This window comes from Candidatus Krumholzibacteriota bacterium (assembly GCA_016931295.1).
Classification (GTDB): Bacteria; Krumholzibacteriota; Krumholzibacteriia; order Krumholzibacteriales; family Krumholzibacteriaceae; genus JAFGEZ01.
Window position 1 is genome coordinate 1 of sequence record JAFGEZ010000031.1, and the last position, 18,176, is coordinate 18,176.

The window sequence follows — 18,176 nt, forward strand, 5'->3', positions numbered from 1 at the left end:
AACGGCCGGCGACCGCGGCCGGCGACCGGAACGCCGCCCTGCGCGCGCTCGCCGGCGAACTCGACGCCAGGAGCCGCGCAAGCCGCGAGGCGGCCGTCGCGCTCGCCTCGGCCGGCGGCTGGGAGACCCGCCTCGTCTCGCCCGACGGGCGCGTCATGGAACTCCAGGGACTCCAGGACGGCCTCCCCCTCTTCTACATCATGGACAACGCCGACGCGGCACGGTCCACCCGGACCGACAGCGTCCAGCTGCTGATCGGCGGCGGCGCGGGGTTCACGATCGGTCTCTGGGACGGCGACGGGCCGCGCCTCACGCACCGCGAGATCGCGCCGCGCGCGACCTGGAACGATCCCGCCTCCTTCTCCGACGGCACGCACGCCACGCACGTCGCCGGCATCCTCATCGGCGCGGGCGTCGACCCGCGCGCCCGCGGCATGGCGCCCGAAGCGTCCCTGAACTCCTGGGAGTGGACCGACGACCTCGGCGAGATGGCCTCGGCCGCGGCCGGGGGGCTGCGCATCTCCAACCACTCCTACGGGCACGTCAGGGGATGGCTCACGTCGTACGATCCGCCCTACTGGTTCGGCGACGTGGCAATCAGCAAGACGAGGGACTACCTCTTCGGCTTCTACAGCGAGGAGACGCGCGGCTGGGACGAGGTGCTGAGCGCCGCGCCCTACTACCTCGCGGTCGTCTCCGCCGGGAACGACCGCAACGACGCCGTCGAGCCGGGCACGCGGCACCGCTACTGGGACGACGTCGCCGGGACGTGGGCCTACAGCACGGACACCCGCGAGCCCGACGGCGGGGCGCTGGGCTTCGACTGCCTTCCCGACGGCAACGGCACGGCGAAGAATACCCTCGTCGTCGCCGCGGCCGAGGACGTACCCGACTACGGCGGCCCGGACAGCGTCGGCATGTCCTACTTCTCCTCGTGGGGGCCGACCGACGACGGACGCATCAAGCCCGACATCGCCGGCAACGGCGTGGCGCTCTTTTCGGCGAGCAACGCCTCCGACTCCTCCTACGTCGTCTACAGCGGCACATCGATGGCCTCGCCGAACGTCTGCGGATCGCTCGCGCTCCTGCAGGACTATTACACCGACGTCCACGGGACGCCGATGCGCGCGGCCACCCTCAAGGCCCTCGCGCTCCACACGGCCCGCGAGGCGGGCCCAGCTCCCGGCCCCGATTACATGTTCGGCTGGGGGCTCCTCGACGCGCTCGCCGCCTGGCGGCTGATCGCGGCGGACGAGGAGGGCACGAAGGGGCTCATCCAGGAGCTGTCCCTCGACGAGGGCGAACAGATCGAGCTGTACTACGAGAGCGACGGCACGGCGCCGCTGCGGGCGACGATCTCGTGGACCGACCCGCCGGGCGAGGTGCCCGAACCGGCTCTCGATCCGCGCGAGCCCCGGCTCGTCAACGATCTCGACCTGCGGATCGCGCGAGACGGCGGCGGTGGTGAGGAGCATCTCCCGTGGCGGCTCGATCCCGACGATCCGGCCGCCCCCGCGGCGCGTGGCGACAACGCGGCGGACAACGTCGAGCAGGTCGTCGTGGATTTCCCCGAGGCGGGCGTCTACATCCTCCGCGTGACCCACAAGAAATCGCTCGAGGGCGGCGCGCAGGATTTCTCCCTCGTCGTCTCGGGGGGCGTGCGGGCGCGCACCTGGCACGTCTTCCCCGACGGCTCCGGGGACGCGCCGGACGTCGCCTCGGCCGTGGCGGCAGCCGCGCCGGGCGACCAGATCTTCCTCTTCCCCGGCATCCACGAGGCGCACGACGTCGTCGTCGACAAGCCCCTCGTCATCCGGGGGGCCGGCGGGAGGGTGGCGACCGTCGTCGACGCCGGCGGACGGGGCCGGGGCTTCCTTCTCGGCGCCGGGACGGGGCCGGTGCTTCTCGCCGACCTCACCGTCCGCGGGGGCGTCGCGCCCGCGGCGGGGCGCGGCCGCGGCGGCGGCGTGCTCGTGACGGGGCCCGGCGTGACGATCGACAACTGCCTCGTCGCCGATTGCCGGGCGGCGGCGGGCGGCGGGATCGCCGCGGTCGGCGCGGCGCCGGCGATCCGCGGCTGCCGAATCGAGGGCAACAGCGCCGGCGAGGGCGGGGGGATCTATCTTCTCGGCGCCGACGCGGCCGTCTCGAAGTGCGTCATCGCCTGGAACGAGGCGACGATCTCGGGCGGCGGCGTGTATGCCGAGGGGGCCGCGCCGCGGATCGCGAGGAGCACGATCGCCCGCAACCGGGCGCGCGCCGGGGGCGGCGTGGCGGCGGGGCCGAACGCCGAGATCGCCGTCGAATCCTCGATCGTCGCCTTCAACGGGGGCGGCGGTCTCCACGCCGGCCGGATGGGCGAGGTGTCGGTCTCCTGCAGCGACGTCTGGGGCAACGAGGACGGCGACTGGACCGGGGAATCGCGCGACGGCACGGGCACGGACGGCGTCATCGCCGCCGATCCCGCCTTCTGCGGCGAGGAGACGATGGACATCGCCGATTCCTCGCCCTGCCGCCCGGCGGGGAACCCCTGCGGCGTCCTCATGGGTGCCGGCGAGGTGAGCTGCCACACGCGGAGCTACTGGTACGTGCGCGCCGACGGCGCGGGGGACATGCCAACGATCCAGGCGGCGATCGACGGCGCGGCGCCGGGCGACACGATCCTGCTCGCGCCGGGCACGTACACCGGCACGGGGAACCGCGAGATCAACTTCATGGGCAAGCAGCTCGTCCTGCGGTCGGAGGCGGGGCCGGAGTTGACCGTGATCGACTGCTTCGATCCCACCGGGGAGGCCTTCCACGGTTTCTTCTTCAACCACGGCGAGGATACCCTCTCGGTCCTCTCCGGCGTCACGGTAACCGGCGCGGCGGGGGGCGGCGTGGTGATCCAGGACGCCAGCCCGCTCGTCACGGGCTGCATCGTCTCCGGCAACCGCTACGACGGCGGCTACCGCGGGGGCGGCATCTACGTGAACAGCTCCTCGGCCGTCATCCGCGACTGCCGGATCACCGGCAACGCCGCGTCGCCGAACGGCGGCGGCATCTACTGCACCGGCGCCGAGCCGCTCGTCGAGAGATGCATCGTCTCGGGCAACACGGCCACCGATTACGGCGGCGGCGTCGGCGTGCGCAGCTCCTCGGCCATCACCTTCCGCTCCTGCCGCATCGAGGAGAACACCGCCACGGGGAATTCGGGCGGGGGGATCCACGGGCTCTATTCCGACATGGTCGTCGAGGACTGCCTCTTCCTCGGCAACCACGCCGGGGCGATCGGCGGTGGGCTCTACAACGGCATGGGCAACACCTGCGTGGTGACGAACACGATCATCGCGTTCAACACCGCGTCGAGCGCCGGGGCCGGCGTCTACAGCGCGAGGGACCTCTTCATGGAGGCGTGCACCGTGGCCGGCAATTCCTCGCCGTGGTACGGCTCGGGGCTCGAGCTCTACAACGGCGCGGACAACGAGATCGTGCGCACGATCGTCGCCTTCAACGGCCCCGCCCAGGGGATCTACTCGATCTCGGGCGAGGCGGTCGTCTCCTGCTCGGACGTCTACGGCAACGAGGGCGGCGGTTACGGCGGCGGCACTCCCGACCAGACGGGGCTGAACGACAACATCGCCGCCGACCCGCTCTTCTGCGATCTCGACGCGGAATCCTTCGGGCTCCTCGCTTTGTCCCCCTGCCTGCCCGTGGAGAGTCCCTGCGGTGAACTCATCGGCGCCCGCGGCGCGGGGTGCGGCCTGTTGCCCGACCTCGTCGTCTCGACGGTCCGCGCGGAGACGACCGAGGCGGCCGGCGAGGACACGGTGGCCGTCGACGTCGTCGTGCGCAACGAGGGCGACGCCGCGGCGGACACCTTTCTCGTGGAGCTCTCCGCCTACGACGTGATCCAGGAGGAGACCCTCGCCGACCCGCCGGTGAACGAACTTCTCGCGATGGTGCCCGGCCTCGCCCCCGGGGAGAGCGCGACGATGCGCTTCCTCCTCGCGAGGGCCGCCCCCGCTTCGTGGTACGGCACGGCCGTCGCCGATCCGAATGACGATGTCGCTGAATCCGACGAGATGCACAACGAGGGAGCGCCGGTGCGGATCGTGTGGGGCGCCCCCGCAGGCGGCGAGCTCTTCACCCAGATGCGTCCGCCCTGGCCGAATCCGACGTCAGGGGAAACCGGCATCCTCTTCGAGATCCGCGAGCGCTGCCCCGTCGAGATCGTCGTCTACGACGTCGCCGGCCGGCGCGTCCGCGTGCTGCAACGCGGCGTCGTCGAGGCGGGGCGGCACCATGCGGCGTGGGACGGCCGGAACGAGGCGGGACGCGCGGCCGCGCCGGGGATCTACTTCGTCCGGTTCCGGGCGGGGGCGGTCGAACGGACGCGCAAGGTCATTCTCCTCCGCTGAGCACGGTCAGTCTCCGCGCATCTTCGCCTCGCGCGCCGCCTTCCGTTCGCTGTAGCGCTCGTCCAGTTCGTTGTGGAGGAACTGGATGTAGAGCTCCGTCTCCGGCTTCTTCGTGATGCGGCGAAGCGTCACCGACATTCCCGGCGCCTTGAGCCAGTATGTCTTGTACGCCATCTCGATCGTGCCGTCCGGCGAGGTGGCCTCCATGCCGTACCATTCCTCGAGACGCCGGCGCAGCGTGTTGAGCGTGGAAACGTTCGTGTTGCGGAAGTAGACGATCACCTCCATCAGGCAACCGTCGAGAAAGGTGAGACGGGCGTGGTCGATGCCGCGCACGTCGGCCAGGGGCGCCGAGAAGCGATACATCTCGCCGCGCGGGCCGCTGCGCGGATCGGGGAGCCGCTCCCACGAGGCGCGACCCTTCGCGCGGGCGAAGACGTCCGTTTTCGACTCACCGAGATAGAAGCCGTAGACGGCGTTCTCGAGCCGGGCGGCATCGCACGCCGGCTCCCCTTTGCAGGAGGGGAGGAGGAGCGGGAAAAGGGCCAGGAGGATCGTGCCCGTCGCCGCGCGTCTCATGCCGTTTCCTCCCGAGGCTTGCGAAGGAGGGTGAAGAGCCCGCCGACGCCGATCGAGAGCATGATGAACGCCTGGATCCACGTCTTCGGCGGGATCAGGCCCTTCGAGCGCCAGACAAACCAGGGCATCAGGCCGGAGAGGACGATCAGCAGCCCGTAGATGAAGAACATCGCCCCGCGGGCTTTCGCCCGCGTCGCCGTCGTGTCCTCGCCGAAGACCCGGTTGTAGAGCAGCAGCAGCAGCATCGTCGCCACGCCGAGGACGGCGAAGACGAGCCAGAAGTTCCTGAGCGTCGAGACGATCTCCGGCGAGAGCATCCCGAGGGCCGGGTTGAAGTCCGGTCGGCGCAGGAGCGGCTTGAGGATGGCGTTGTAGGCCTCGCCGCCGACGTTCGAGCCGACGAGCGAGCCGATCACGCCGTAGAGGAATGCGTATCCCATGTAGACGGCCTTCTTGTCCTGCGGGGCGACGAGGCCGATGTAGCTGTAGTACTTTGGATGGCAGGTCATCTCGCCGATCGAGAAGACGGCGATACCGAGGATGAAGATCCACGCGTGCTGCGATGAGGCGAGCACGAGGAAGCCGAGCGCGCCGATCAGCACGCCGCCCACCATCGTCGGCAGCGCCTTGAAGCGCTTGACGACGAGGTTGACGAGGACCTGCAGCACCACGATCGTGCCCGCGTTGATCACCGTGACGTGCTCGGGCCCGAGGGCGAACCCGCCGAGCCCGATCCGGGCGAAGAAGCGGTTCACCGGCGCCGGATCGATGAAGTCGCGCAGGTACCAGAGCACCGAGCCGAAATTCTGGAAGTAGAGGATCCAGAAGCAGGAGTAGACGAAGATGAGGAGCATGAACCGCGCGTCGGAGAGGACCATGATCGCGCCGCCGAGCACCTCGCCGAGCGATTTCGTGCTCTTCGGCTTCGGCGGGTCGCGGTAGATGAAGATCGTGGGGATCAGCATCGCGAAGCAGTAGAGGGAGCTGGCGATGAAGACCCACCGCCAGGAGAAGCCGCGGTAGAGCCAGCCGGCCACGAGCGGCGCGACGAGGGCGCCGAGGTTGATCATCCAGTAGTAGACCCCGAACCCGAATCCCGAGTTCTTCTCGGTCGTCGACCGGGCGATCGTCCCCGAGATGATCGGCTTGAAGAGGCCGGAGCCTGTGGCCATGAGGAGCAGGGAGGCGAAGATGATGCCGTAGCTCGTCACGTGACCGGAGATGAAATATCCGGCGGTGAGGAGCGAGAATGCCGCCAAAAGCATCCGGCGGTAGCCGTAGCGGTCGGCGAGCGCCCCCCCGAGGATCGGGAAGACGTACGTGACGGCGTAGACGAAGCCCTGGAGCAGCCCGACCATGTCCTCCCGGAAACCGAGGCCGCCGTCGGCGACCTTGCCGGACAGGTAGATGGCGAGGACGGCGTTGAGGCCGTAGTAGGCCCCCCGCTCGAAGAGCTCCATGACGTTCGCCACCCAGAAGGTGCGCGGGAAGGATCCGATCCCTCCGCTGTTCTCGGTGCGTTCGGGCACGGCAGACACATCCTTTCGCCGGCGGCGCGGCCGCACGGGCGGCGCCCGGCCGATACGGCTGGGTATGATGGCGTTCCGGCACGCCTGAACGTGCCGGGAATGGTCAAGGATACCAGATGGACGCGGGCCGGGGAAAGCGGAATTCCGCCCGGTTTACCGGCCGTGTCGTCGATGGGCGGCCTGATCGTCAGCAGTGGAAGCGGAGCTCGAAATTCCCGATCCGGATCCGGTCGTTGTTCTGCAGGTCGTTCCGGTGAATCTCCCGGCCGTTCAGCGCCGTTCCGTGACGGGTGTTCAGATCCTCGATCTGGTAGCCGCCGCCCCGGCGCCGGATGACGGCGTGCTGCCCGGCGACGAAGGCGTGGTCGAGACAGATGTCGTTGTCGACGGAGGATCCCAGGGTCGTGGCGTCCTTCCGGATGGCGATCTCGAGGCCGGCAAAGCAGCCATTCGTGATCGTCAATCGAGCATTCCGCGTCGCTTTGCGGCGGTTCATCACCGCGGTGCCGTTGCCGCGAGAGCCTTTCTTTCCAGACACTTGCACACCTTTCGAACGAGCGTGGCCGTCGTGCGGCGGGTGGGTTCGGGATGACGGAACGGCAAATACCGCAAGAAACGTACCATCCGGGAACACGGCGGCCTCCCGCGGAGGGCTATCGGGCCGCCGGCTCGAAGACGACCTCGCTGCGGCGGCCGGAGTGGTCGAAGGAGATGCGGGCCTCGCCCCGTTCGAACAAGCGGCGCCAGGTGAGGATGCTGTCCGGGCGCCCCTCCCGTGCGGCCGGCCCGAGGGGAAGGCCGCAGTCCACGGCGAGCTGCCAGCCGGTGAAGACCGATCCCTCGTAGTGCTCGGTATAGCAGCAGCCGGCGATGAGGCTCGCCACGAGGCAGAACCAGTTGTTCTGCTCGAGCTCGTCGTTGGTCGTGATGCTCCAGGTGCGGCCGCCAACGGGGCGCAGCCACCCCTCGGCGCAGTTCTCGACGAGTCGCTCGAGGCCCTCGCAGTCGGTGAAACCGGACCGGTTGTTCGGAAAGGCTTCGTAGTAGATCCCGTTGAGCATGCCGGCCAGCTCGGCGTCGACCTGTGGCAGGTGACCGTTCGCGACCTGGAGAAAGGAGGAGCCGAACCGCTCGTCGAAGGCGCGGACGTATTCCTTCTGCCAGGCGACGAGGAGCGCCTGCTCGTCGGGATCGTCGGCGAAGGGGACGCCGTCGTCGTCGAGGTCGGGATCGCCCTCGACCGTCTCCTCGAGCATCCAGTTCACGTAGAGATAATCGGTGAAGTAGTCGTGGAAGACCCCGTCGAGCACGTACCCGGTGGCCTGCTGGTAGCGTTCGTAGAGCGAGACGATCTCGTCGATGAGGTCGCGGTTCAGTTCGCCGCCGGTGATCGGGTCGAGAAAGATCGCCTCCGGCCAGATCTGGAAGGTGTCGCCGGTGTCGGTCCACGCCCAGTCGTCGCGGACGGCGCGCCAGATGTCGAGCGCGAAGGGGAGGGTCGTTTCGAGGTAGACCGTGTCGGGCCAGAGCAGCCCCTGGTTGAGGACGCCCTGGTAGCCGAGAACCCGGATGTCGGGATTCAGTTCGCGCAGCCTCGCGAGGATCGGGACGCCGACGGGGGAGAAGCAGTATGCGGTGGGAACGACGATGTACTCGGCCTCGGCCGCTTCCGACAGCGTCTTTTCGTCCCAGTCGAAGAAGGAGCGCCAGTGGACGACGCCCTTCCGCGGCCAGGAAACGTTTTCCGGTGCCCCTCCCTGCGCGAGGGGATTGTCGGCCCTCTCCGCTCCGCAGGCGGCGGCGGCGAAGGCGAGCGCGAGCACGAGCGCGACTCTGAGACGCATTATGCGGTCCTTCGATGCGAGCAGTGCAACCTCGGGGCCCCGGGATGCTTCCCGTCCCGCCCCGGGGAGGGCTCTACCAGGAAGTATGGGGAATTCCGGGAAACCGTCACCCCCGATGCCGTACGGCCGTTTGTTCCCCCACGCGGGAGGCTGCAATGGCCGTGCCCGAATTCGGCCGTGAACGGAAGCCCGCTCTCGTGTACAATAGTGCTCCGGCTCGCCGGGGGCAAACGGAACGTCGGCCCGGCCTGGCGCGAAGGGCAACGAAAGGAAGGTTGCATGCAGCAGTATCTCCATCTCGTATACGGATGGCTGCTCTCGAGCGGCCTGCGGATCCTCGTGATCGTCGTGGGATCGTTCATCGTGATCCGCCTCTTCTCGCTCCTGATCCGGCGGTCGAAGCGCCGCATCGAGTCGATGCACGCCGAGGACATCGAGCGCCAGAAGCGGGCCGAGACCCTCGGGCGGATCCTCGAGACGACGATGCGCATCGTCGTGCTGACCGCCGTCCTGCTCATGATCCTCAAGGAGATCGGGATCGACATCGGGCCGCTCCTGGCCGGCGCGGGGGTCGTCGGCCTCGCCGTCGGCTTCGGCGGGCAGAGCCTCGTCAAGGACGTCATCGGCGGCTTCTTCATCCTCCTCGAGAACCACATGAACGTGGGGGACGTCGTCGAGATCGCCGGCAAGAGCGGCCTCGTCGAGTCGATCAACCTCCGAGTGACGACGCTCCGCGATCTCGAGGGGAAGGTCCACGTGGTGCCGAACGGGGAGATCACCACCCTCACCAACATGACGAAGGAATGGTCGCGGGCCCTCGTCGAGATCGGCGTCGCATACAAGGAGGACATCGACATGGTGATCGGCATCCTCGGCGAGGTGGCGGCGGAAATGAGGGAGGACGCCGAGTACGGACCGATGATGCTCGAGCCCCTCGAGGTGCTCGGCCTCGATTCCTTCGGCGATTCCTCGGTGAACATCAAGGTGATGATGAAGACGCTGCCGATCAAGCAATGGGCGGTCGCGAGGGAATTCCGCCGCCGCGTGAAGAAGACGTTCGACGAGCGGGGGATCGAGATCCCCTTCCCGCACGTCACCCTCTACATGGGAGAGGGCGAGAACACCGGCGTTCTCACCGTGGCGAATCGTCGATCGCCGGACACGGAAGGCGGCGCGTAGCGTCGTCGGCTCGTCCGGCGCCGCCGGACCCCGTGCAGCCTCACCCGTATCGGATGTAGACGATCGAGAGGGCCGGCCGGCGCGCCGGGGCGCCCGATTCGCGCATCCGAACGACCGCCGACGCCCCCGGGGCGGGATAGGCGGCGCGGAGCGCCACGCCGTGGTTCGACGCGGGGATCGAGATCCACGACTGGACGAGCGATGCGGGGAGCGTGAAGACCGCCGCCGTGTCCCCCGGCGCGATCGTCGCCTGCGCGATCACGCCGCCCGCCGTATCCCCTCCCTGCACGTTCCACGGCACGAGGCCGTCGATCGTGTTCCAGGAGACTCCGCCGGCCGCTCCTCCCGTTCCCTCGACCCACGTGCCCGGCACGAAGCCGGGGACGGTCGTCTCGTAGAGACTCGCGACGAAAGGTTCGTCGATCGATTCGATCCAGACGGCGAGATCGGCGGAGACGACGTACCAGCAGTTGGTGAGGGAGGCGAGGTCGAATCTCACAAGGACGCGGCTCTCGAAGAAACCGTCGCCAGCCTCGCGCGTTCCGAGCGTGTCGAGGGCGGCCGTGCCGAAGTTGCCGCCGCGGATCTCCTCGGTCGGACCATCCTTGATCGCCGCGTCGCGCGTGCCGGCGTAGAGGGCGGAGGGAAGCAGCCCGTCCTGGAAGGCGACGCGCGTGGTGTCGCGCTCCTCGGCCACGGGACCGGCCGGATCGTCGCTCCCGCAGGCGGCTATCGCGAGCGCGGCGGCGATGAGGACCGTCCTGGCGGCGGCCTGTCGGGCGCGGATGGTGAACGGCATAGGTCTGCTCCCTTCTTCGCGGCAGGACACAGGTATACACCAGGCGGGGCGTGCGGGGCAAGGGGGAAGAAACCGCGGGCGGGCGCCGGTGGGCCGGATGCGCGCCGGCCGGGCCCGGAAGCCCGGCCGTTCGCGCGTACGGACGGAACGGGGAGGGTTTCAGAACCCGTTCCGCGTGCGGGGACGTTGCGGCGCCCCCGAAAAAAAGATGCCCGGTCGGCTCCTCAACGCCGGGCGCCCCTCGGGCGGGCCGCCCGGTAGGCCGGGCGCGAGGCGGTGCGGCGCGTGCTGCTGGCGCCGCCGATTCGCTGTCCCATCGCGGGGGACTTGCGCGGGGCGGAGGCGCGCCGCGTGAAGAACCCGCGTTTCGTCATGCGGGCGTCGGGTTGGCGGAGCCGATCGAACGAGAGTCCGTGGGAATCGCTGGCCGGATTCCGCAGGACCCTCGTGCCGCGGGTCGCGCCGTCGCGCGTCCTCGCGGTGATGGGGAAGTATCGCTCGGTCTTCCCCTTGTGGATGAATCCGGAAGCGTCGACCGTGTGCCGGGCGTGGGTCCGCCGTCCGGTTGTCGAGCGCTGCATTACGGCGCCACCGGATCTCCGTCCGACGGTCGAAAGCCCCTGGAGGGCGTTCCCCCGGCCGCCGGCGATCTCTGACCATCGCGCGTCGAGGCCGTCGCCCGCCCGCATCGCGAAATCGACGAAGGACGTTCCGTCCGGCGTCTCGGCGAACGCGGGGGAGACAGGCGACAGCAACAGCACGATCGATGCAAGGAAGAGATAACGCATCATCGTTTCCTCGTGTGTATCTATCTCGAATAGACTGGTAGACGGATTTAGAAATATCAGAAACGTCGCGCAGAGAAGAAGAGGAGGGTCGTTCTGATTTCTAAATCTATTCTATCATATCGGCGGAAGCGGTGTCAATGGGGTGCTCGTCCGCGGGCGCGGCGGGCGAGCGAAACGGGAAACGCCGGTGATTTGATGCATGGGCTAGCGGGGACGCGGGCGGCGGTGCGTCCGCGCCCGGTTGACAGCCCCGCCCCTGTCGTGCGCATAATGACGGCCATGGAACCGCGACGCGTACTGGTCCTCGGTCCGGCGCCGCCTCCGATCGGGGGGGACACCGTCTCCACGCGCTACCTTCTCCGCAGCCGGTACTGGGCGGAGAACGGGTTCGCGCTCGACCACGTCGACACCTCCGGCGGCGGCGCGGTCCGCCTCACCCACGATCCCCTTTCGGCGCGGGACCTCGTGCGCGGCCTGCGGATCCTCGCGCGTTTCCTCCGGCGGCTTCCCGCCGCGGATGTCGTCCTCTTCTGGGGGAACAGCCGCTTTCTCTGCACGCTCGGCGTTCCCGTCATCCACGCCTGCCGCCTCCTGCGCCGCCCGGTTGTCGTCAAACCCTTCGGCTCCTTTCTTCCCGAGCGGCTGCGGGGGATGCCGGCGCCGTGGCGCGCCGTCGCGCGGGGCGCCCTGCGCCGCGCGGACGCCCTCCTTCCCGAGACGGAGGATCTCGCGGTGGAGCTCGCCGGTCTTCTCGAAATCGACCGCGCGCGGCTGACGGTCTACCCGAACGTCGTTCCCGACGACGCCTTCGCCGCCGACTTCGATCCCGGCCGTTTCGGCGGGCGATGCGTCTTCGTCGGGCAGGTCAAGCGGGAGAAGGGGATCTTCGACATCCTCGCGGCGATCGGCGGGCGAACGGATCTCTCGTGCGACGTCTGGGGGCAACTCGCCCCGCGCGACGCGAAGGAGTTCCTCAGGGCCGTCGAGCGCCTGCCGAACGCCGCCTACCGGGGTGAGACCGAGCCGGGGGAGGCCGCCGCGACGATCGCCGGCTACGACGCGCTGCTCTTGCCGACCTATCACGAGGGGGAGGGGAATCCGGCGGTTCTTCTCGAGGCCTTCGCCGCGGGGGTGCCGGTGGTGGCGAGTCGGTGGAAGAATCTCCCCGTCCTCGTCGGCGAGGAAGAGCGGGGGTTGCTCGTGCCGCCGCGCGACCCGGCGGCGATCGCAGCCGCCCTCGACCGCTACCGCGACGAGCCCGGCCTCTACCGCGCCGTCGCCCTGGCCGCCCGCGCCTGGGCCGAGCGCTTCTCCGAGCGCGTCGTCATCGGCGGGCTTCTCGTCGGCCTCGTTTGCGAACTGATCGGCCGGCCTACAAACTGAACCACTTGTTGAACTTCACGAGGAACGTGTTGTCGCTCGGGGCGGTCCACATCCGGTCGAGGTCGCGGCCGAGCGAGTAGCGCCCGTACTCCTCCTCGTAGTCGGTCGCGCCCCGCGACCAGACGAGGTAGAGGGTCGAGCCGGGGCTGTACTCCCAGCGGAAGACGACGTTCGAGCGAAGCTGCTTGAAGTTGAAGTCGGGGTCGTTTTCGTAGTCGTACGGGGCGAACCGGTCGTCGTAGCGGTCGGCCCGGGGATCGGTCACCTCGCGGAAGTCCCGGTACGTCCCGGCCGTGACGAAGGGCATCGCGTAGAGCTGGAAACTCATCCTCGGCGTGATCGTGCAGTTGAAGCGCGTCGTCAGGCGGAAGACGCGCTGGTCGAGACGGGCGACGACGTAGCGCCCGTTCACCTCGTCGACGTACTGCTGCCCGAAGTGGCGGTCGTTCCACTCGGTCCTCACGGTCATGTCGAAGCGGTCCGACGGCTTGAACTGGATCCAGGGGGAGGCCCAGTAGCGTCGGACCGATTCGTCGTCGACGTTGAATTCCCCGTCGTAGCCGAGGACGATCCGCTTTCTCGTGTCGGTGTTGATCCCGTGCCAGCCGGACCAGTAGCCGGGGACGAGCACCGACGGGCCGCCGCGGAGCAGCGTGAGGCTCGGCACCGACTGCTCGCGGTTGAATCCGCCGTAGATCTCCCACTCGTTGACGAACATGCACGAGCCGTTCACGTTGCCGCCGAGATCGTACATCTCCCCGTCGAAGTTCCAGCTCCGCCAGAGGTTGATGTTGGTGCTGTACTTCTTGACGAACCGCCCCGGTTCCCAGCCGCGCCACTGCATCCAGTAGACGCCCATGTTCCGGTCGGCCCGCTGCATGTAGCCGAGGTCGTTGCACTCGAATCCCGGGCTGCGCGCGATGTAGCCGAGGCCGAAACGGAAGCGTCCCTGCGAGAACCTGCCACCCCAGATCTTCGCGGCGTAGCCCTCCATGTGGGTCAGGGAGGAGTCGACATCGACGTGGCTTGCGTCCGGGCGCTGGAAGTAGCGGGCCGACGAGGTCTGCGCGTCGAGGATCGCATCCGTGGAGCCGCGGAGATGGCTGCCCATCACCGAGACGTCGATCTCGTAGCCCGAGTCGCCCCAGCGGTGGGTGAGGTCGAGCCCCCCCGTCCACGCGTCGCGGTTGAGCCATGACATGTCGTCGTTGGAACGGTCCCTGCTCACGCTCGTCAGGATCGCGCCGACGGTGCTCTCGCCGTCGTTGAAGTCCCTCCTCGCGCGGCCGACGAGGTAGTTGGTCATCGGCTCGACGGCGACGGCCTGCCGCTCGCCGCCGGGAAGCGCCACCCGGGCCTCCTCCTTGTCGGTGACCGCGTCGAGGAGGCCGATCGACCAGCCGCTCTCCGTGCGTCCGGTGACCTTCGCGGCGCCGAGGATCGTCGTGAATCGCGGCGTGAACTCGTGAAACGCGTCGGTGTCCCGCCCCTCGTACCGTTTCGAATCGAGCGGGTGGAACTGCGGCGCCCGGCCGATCCGGCGCGAGTAGAAGAGCCGCTCTGAATCGCCGTCGCCGAACATCAGCCGGAACTGGAAGAGGCTCGAGCCCTCGATGAAGAAGGGGCGCTTCTCCTCGAAGAAGCTCTCGTAGGCGGTGAGGTTGAACTCGCTCGGGTCCTGCTCGACCTGCCCGAAATCGGGATTGATCGTGGCGTCGAGGGTCATGTTGCTCGTCAGGCCGTACTTGATGTCGATCCCGGGGCGGAAATCGCCGTCCGGATCCCGCCGGAAGGGATCGTCATCCCGCGCGCCCCAGGCGTCGACCGAGGTCACCGCGTAGGGCATCACCTCGAGGCGCCGAACGTGCGGCAGATGGTCGAGTCCCGTGACCGATCCGAAGATGGAGACGAACTGGTACGTGTTCTTGGGCTTCCGCGCCCAGTGGGATTCCTCGCTTTTCCGGTCGATGACCCGCCGGACCTGGAATCCCCAGGAGGGATTGCCGTTGTAGCGGAGCTGGCTGAAGGGGATGGCGAACTCGGCCGTCCAGCCGTCGTCGTCGATCGAGGTGCCGACGTCCCAGACGGCGTCCCAGTTCATGTCGAGGCTGTTGTCGTCGAAGACCAGGCCGTCCATCCGGGAGCCGGCCGGGTTGACGCAGAAGCAGAAGGCCGTCCGGTTGTCGTCGTACGAGTCGAAGTAGACGTAGACCCAGTCGGAGCGGCACTCGTCGTCGCGGCGCGCGAGCCGCGCGCAGATCCGTTCCGCCTCGTCGTCGAAGGCGCGGATGCCGACGTAGATCGCGCGGTCGTCGTAGAGGAGGCGGACGGATGTCCTCTCTGTCGCCGGTTCGCCGTCGTGCGGCTCGGTCTGCGTGAACCCCGTGCCTTCCGCGGCCCCCCGCCAGGCCGCCTCCTCGAGGAGGCCGTCGATGGCGAGCTTGCCGCCGTCGATGCGGACCGCGCGGATGCGTCGCGCAACGTCGATCCCGATCGCCTTCGTTTGTTCCGGACTGTCGGCGGGGTTGCCGGCCAGGGCGGGTTCCGCCGCGCACGCCGCGATCGTTCCCGCCAGGATGAGTTGCCTCGCGATTGTCGTTCCGGTCATCGTCCTCGTCTTTCGCCTGTCGCCCACGGCGAATGTCGCGCCTCCGGCATCATGGATGACGGATCGAGATATCGGAATGTTGCAGGGAAAATCGCGGAAGGTCGCGCGCGTGTCGATCGCACGGATTCTTTCGTGTTGACAGGGTGATCGCGCTGCCGGAAGAATCGGGCCGAAAGCGGGATGGGAGAAGGGTTCACCGGAGAAGTCGGGATCGTGATGACCTTCGACTTCCTGTTCGTCATCGTGGGGGCTACCGACAAGCAAGCGCCTTGGGGATTCGCGCCGATCGTGGGCGCCATCCCGGGCGGGTTCGTGTGCCGGCCGATCGATACGGCCGGGTAGCGGCGTTTTCCGGGAAGGGAGTGCGTGATGAGCATCCTGTGGTTTCTGCTGATCGGCGGCGTTGCCGGATGGATTGCCGGCCTGATCATGAAGGGGCGGGGCTTCGGAATCCTCGGCAACATCATTGTGGGTATCATCGGGGGCATCGTCGGCGGCTGGTTGTTCGGCCTGCTCGGCATCGGCGGGGAAGGTGTCATCGGATCGCTTTTGACCGCCCTGGTCGGGGCGATCGTCCTCCTGTTCATCATCGGCCTGATAAAGAACAGGTAGGAACGAGCACACGGGACTGACGGCGACCCGGAGCGCTCAGCGCAGGAGGACCGCCTTGCGGGAGACGCGGGTCCCGTCCGCGCGGAGAAGGTAGAAATAGACGCCGCTCGGCAGGTTGTCGGGGCGCCAGTCGATCGCGTGGCGCCCGGCCGGGTACTCGGCGCGCACGATCCGTTCGACCTCCCGCCCCGCCGCGTCGTAGGCCCGCAGATCGACGAGGCAGTTGCGCGACAGCTCGAAACGGATGACCGTCGACGGGTTGAAGGGGTTCGGCGCGTTCTGGAAGAGCGCGACGGCGGGGGGCGGCGTCTCCGCCGCGGTGGCCTCGTCGATGGCGATCGTGCCGCGGTAGACGTAACGGTCGTGCGCCCACACGTCGAGCTCGACCGCGGCGAGTGTGTCGGGGTAGGGCAGGCTCCGCGGGATCGAGAGGTGCCCCGCCTCGTCGGCCACGGCGCGGCCGTAGACCACGCCGTTCATCCAGAGGACCGCCGTCGCCCCGGGCGCGTCGGTGTCGACCTCGAAAACGTCGTCCCACCTGCCGGCGACGGCCGGGTGCGTGGCGGCGATCGAAGCGGGCGCGGCCGTCCACGCGTCGAGCGCGGGATCGCCGAGGAGGTTCAACGTGTAGAGGCTCCAGCGGCGCGCCCCCGATTCGTATTCGCCCGGGGGATCGATGAAGGGCGCCGTGTCGTCCTTGGAGTCGGCGTTCGCCTCGCCGAGCGTGGTGAGCCCCTCGGTGAAGACGGCGTCGAAGAACTCGCGCTGGAAGTGGTGCGAGGGGCCGTCGGTCGTTCCCTCCTCGAACCAGCCGTAGCGGCTGTTGGCGAGGCAGGCGACGGCGAAGTGGTCGATCGAGACCATCGCCTCGCCGATGCAGTCGACGTCGTTGTAGACGGTGACCGTGCGGTTGTCGAAGGAGCCGGTGTAGCAGCCGGTCGAGTTGACGATCGCGTAGTTGGCAGCGAGGCCGTCATTGGTGAAGCTGGCGTCGTTGATGTCGCCGAGAGAGAAACGCATGCAGTACGAGCTGTTGCAGTGCCCCGAATGGATTACCCAGTGCGTTCCGGCGTTGATCGAGTCGCGCGCCGTGTACTTCGACCAGTAGCCGAGATCGCGGTCGTAGAGGCGATCGACGTCGAAGGCGGGTGGAATCCCCCCGGTGACGAAGCCGTAGTTGCCGCAGACACCGACGAGCTGGTCGAGCTCGTCGCCGCCCCAGGTGAGCGGGTCGTCCCACAGGTGCTCGCCGAGAAGAAGGGCCGACTCGATCTTTTCCCCGACGGGCGTGGAGAGGTAGCGGGTCGTCTTGCCGACGAAGGTGGCCACGTCGCCGGCGGTCTCCACGCAGGCGCGTCCCACCGCCAGTTCGGCGAAGAGGTCCTCCTCGCCCGGTTCCCCCCAGAGGCTGTCGCCGTCGTCGTTCCACGTGCCGTCGAGATTGGAGAAGTACATGTCGGCGGGGATGTTCGGCTCCTCGTAGAGGACGTTCGATTCGACGCCGCAGTAGAAGCCGCGGTAGGGGACGATGGCCTCGCCGCCTTCGGGCGGGCCGTCGCCGTCGCCGCCGAGGAGGACGTGCGTGATCCCGTGCAGGGCGTACTCGTCGGCGATCGCCGTGCGGATCCGCTCGGCGTCGTCGACGCCGTCGTACCCGGCGGCGATCGCCTCCACCGTGAGGATCCGCGCCCGCATCCCGCGCCGCGTGTGGAACTCGGCGAGGGAAGCGAAATCGTCCGCGAGGCTCTCCGTGGTGACGATGAGGTACTCGTAGGATTTCCCTGGCGGGAGGGGGGCCGCGACGGCGGCGGGCGCGGCGCCGGGATTGTCGACGACGCGTTCGAGTCGTGCGATCGTCGCCGGGTCGTCGCGGCGGAGGGCGGTCGCGGCGGCGGCGCGCGGATCGGGCGCGGTCTCGATGACGACCTCGACCTCGGCAAACCAGCCGACCTCGCCCGCTGCGGGGCGATAGCCGAGGGGACTGAAGGCGCCGACGGCGATCGGGTGGCCGCGCAGGAAGTGCGTGCAGAAGACGGGCTCGGGCGGCGAGACCCAGCGGTCGACGCCGTAGGCCGCCTCGTTCACCAGCAGCCGTCCGCCGGCGTCCGCGCCCGTTCCCGGCACGTGGCGCTGCCGGGGCCTGATCTGGTGGCGCCCCTCGAGCAGCCGCCAACCGCGCCGCTCGATCCGCGCCGAACAAACCGATTCGCCGGGGGGCAGCAGGAGGCGGACGCCCCGGAAGGGATAGCCGGGATAACCGGCCGAACCGGAGGTGACCGCGTCGGGAAACCGGAGGACGGTCCATCCTCCGTCGTCCACGGCGACGGCGGGCGCGTCGAAGCGGTAGACGGCGCGGATCTCCGCGCCCCGCAGTCCCGCGGCGGCGAAGCCGAGCATGGTTCCGAGAAGAATGACCGCGGGCAGTCTCCGGGAAAACGGCATGTCGTTCCTTTCG

Annotated in this window: 12 protein-coding genes and 1 pseudogene; 5 read left to right on the forward strand and 8 right to left on the reverse strand. The window is 68.7% G+C overall.

Annotated elements, in window-relative coordinates; genetic code table 11:
* Positions 1–4,400: S8 family serine peptidase (locus JW876_07765; GenBank protein ID MBN1885402.1), on the forward strand; the 4,400-nt coding region annotated here is incomplete at its 5' end.
* A 6-nt stretch (positions 4,401–4,406) separates the two neighbouring features.
* Here JW876_07765 and JW876_07770 read toward each other — a convergent pair.
* From JW876_07770 to JW876_07785, 4 genes are all read right to left on the reverse strand, one after another.
* Positions 4,407–4,979 carry a hypothetical protein gene (locus JW876_07770; protein ID MBN1885403.1) on the reverse strand — a complete coding sequence of 191 codons (573 nt, stop codon included), beginning with the start codon at positions 4,977–4,979 and terminating at the stop codon, positions 4,407–4,409.
* Complete coding sequence (locus JW876_07775; GenBank protein MBN1885404.1) at positions 4,976–6,439, reverse strand: MFS transporter; 1,464 nt, start codon at positions 6,437–6,439, stop codon at positions 4,976–4,978. The genes JW876_07770 and JW876_07775 overlap by 4 nt, the downstream gene beginning before the upstream one ends.
* Positions 6,440–6,695: 256 nt before the next feature.
* The gene (locus JW876_07780) at positions 6,696–6,971 is read right to left on the reverse strand and encodes an FHA domain-containing protein (GenBank protein MBN1885405.1); all 276 of its coding nucleotides are present in this window, start codon (positions 6,969–6,971) and stop codon (positions 6,696–6,698) included.
* A 190-nt stretch (positions 6,972–7,161) separates the two neighbouring features.
* Positions 7,162–8,352 carry a hypothetical protein gene (locus JW876_07785; GenBank protein ID MBN1885406.1) on the reverse strand — a complete coding sequence of 397 codons (1,191 nt, stop codon included), beginning with the start codon at positions 8,350–8,352 and terminating at the stop codon, positions 7,162–7,164.
* Positions 8,353–8,631: 279 nt separating this feature from the next.
* On the opposite strand from JW876_07785, the gene JW876_07790 reads away from it, so the two are divergent.
* Complete coding sequence (locus JW876_07790) at positions 8,632–9,531, forward strand: mechanosensitive ion channel family protein (protein MBN1885407.1); 900 nt, start codon at positions 8,632–8,634, stop codon at positions 9,529–9,531.
* Between the two features lie 40 nt (positions 9,532–9,571).
* On the opposite strand, the gene JW876_07795 is transcribed toward JW876_07790, so the two are convergent.
* Both JW876_07795 and JW876_07800 read right to left on the reverse strand, forming a co-directional pair.
* Complete coding sequence (locus JW876_07795) at positions 9,572–10,330, reverse strand: DNRLRE domain-containing protein (GenBank protein MBN1885408.1); 759 nt, start codon at positions 10,328–10,330, stop codon at positions 9,572–9,574.
* Positions 10,331–10,554: 224 nt separating this feature from the next.
* Positions 10,555–11,121: a hypothetical protein gene (locus JW876_07800; GenBank protein MBN1885409.1), complete on the reverse strand. Its 567-nt coding sequence runs from the start codon at positions 11,119–11,121 to the stop codon at positions 10,555–10,557.
* Positions 11,122–11,397: 276 nt separating this feature from the next.
* Between JW876_07800 and JW876_07805 the strand changes: the two genes are divergently transcribed.
* Positions 11,398–12,501: a glycosyltransferase family 4 protein gene (locus JW876_07805; GenBank protein ID MBN1885410.1), complete on the forward strand. Its 1,104-nt coding sequence runs from the start codon at positions 11,398–11,400 to the stop codon at positions 12,499–12,501.
* Here the strand turns inward: JW876_07805 and JW876_07810 are convergent.
* Complete coding sequence (locus tag JW876_07810; GenBank protein ID MBN1885411.1) at positions 12,491–15,109, reverse strand: carbohydrate binding family 9 domain-containing protein; 2,619 nt, start codon at positions 15,107–15,109, stop codon at positions 12,491–12,493. The two genes, JW876_07805 and JW876_07810, sit on opposite strands and share 11 nt — an antisense overlap.
* A gap of 210 nt (positions 15,110–15,319) precedes the next feature.
* Between JW876_07810 and JW876_07815 the strand changes: the two are divergent.
* Positions 15,320–15,397, forward strand: a pseudogene (locus tag JW876_07815) (aquaporin).
* 81 nt (positions 15,398–15,478) lie between these two features.
* Positions 15,479–15,721 (forward strand): GlsB/YeaQ/YmgE family stress response membrane protein, encoded by a 243-nt coding sequence (locus JW876_07820; GenBank protein ID MBN1885412.1) that lies wholly within the window; start codon positions 15,479–15,481, stop codon positions 15,719–15,721.
* A 36-nt stretch (positions 15,722–15,757) separates the two neighbouring features.
* On the opposite strand, the gene JW876_07825 is transcribed toward JW876_07820, so the two are convergent.
* Entirely contained in the window at positions 15,758–18,163 is a 2,406-nt protein-coding gene (locus JW876_07825) for a hypothetical protein (GenBank protein ID MBN1885413.1), read from the reverse strand.
* Positions 18,164–18,176 lie beyond the last annotated feature (13 nt).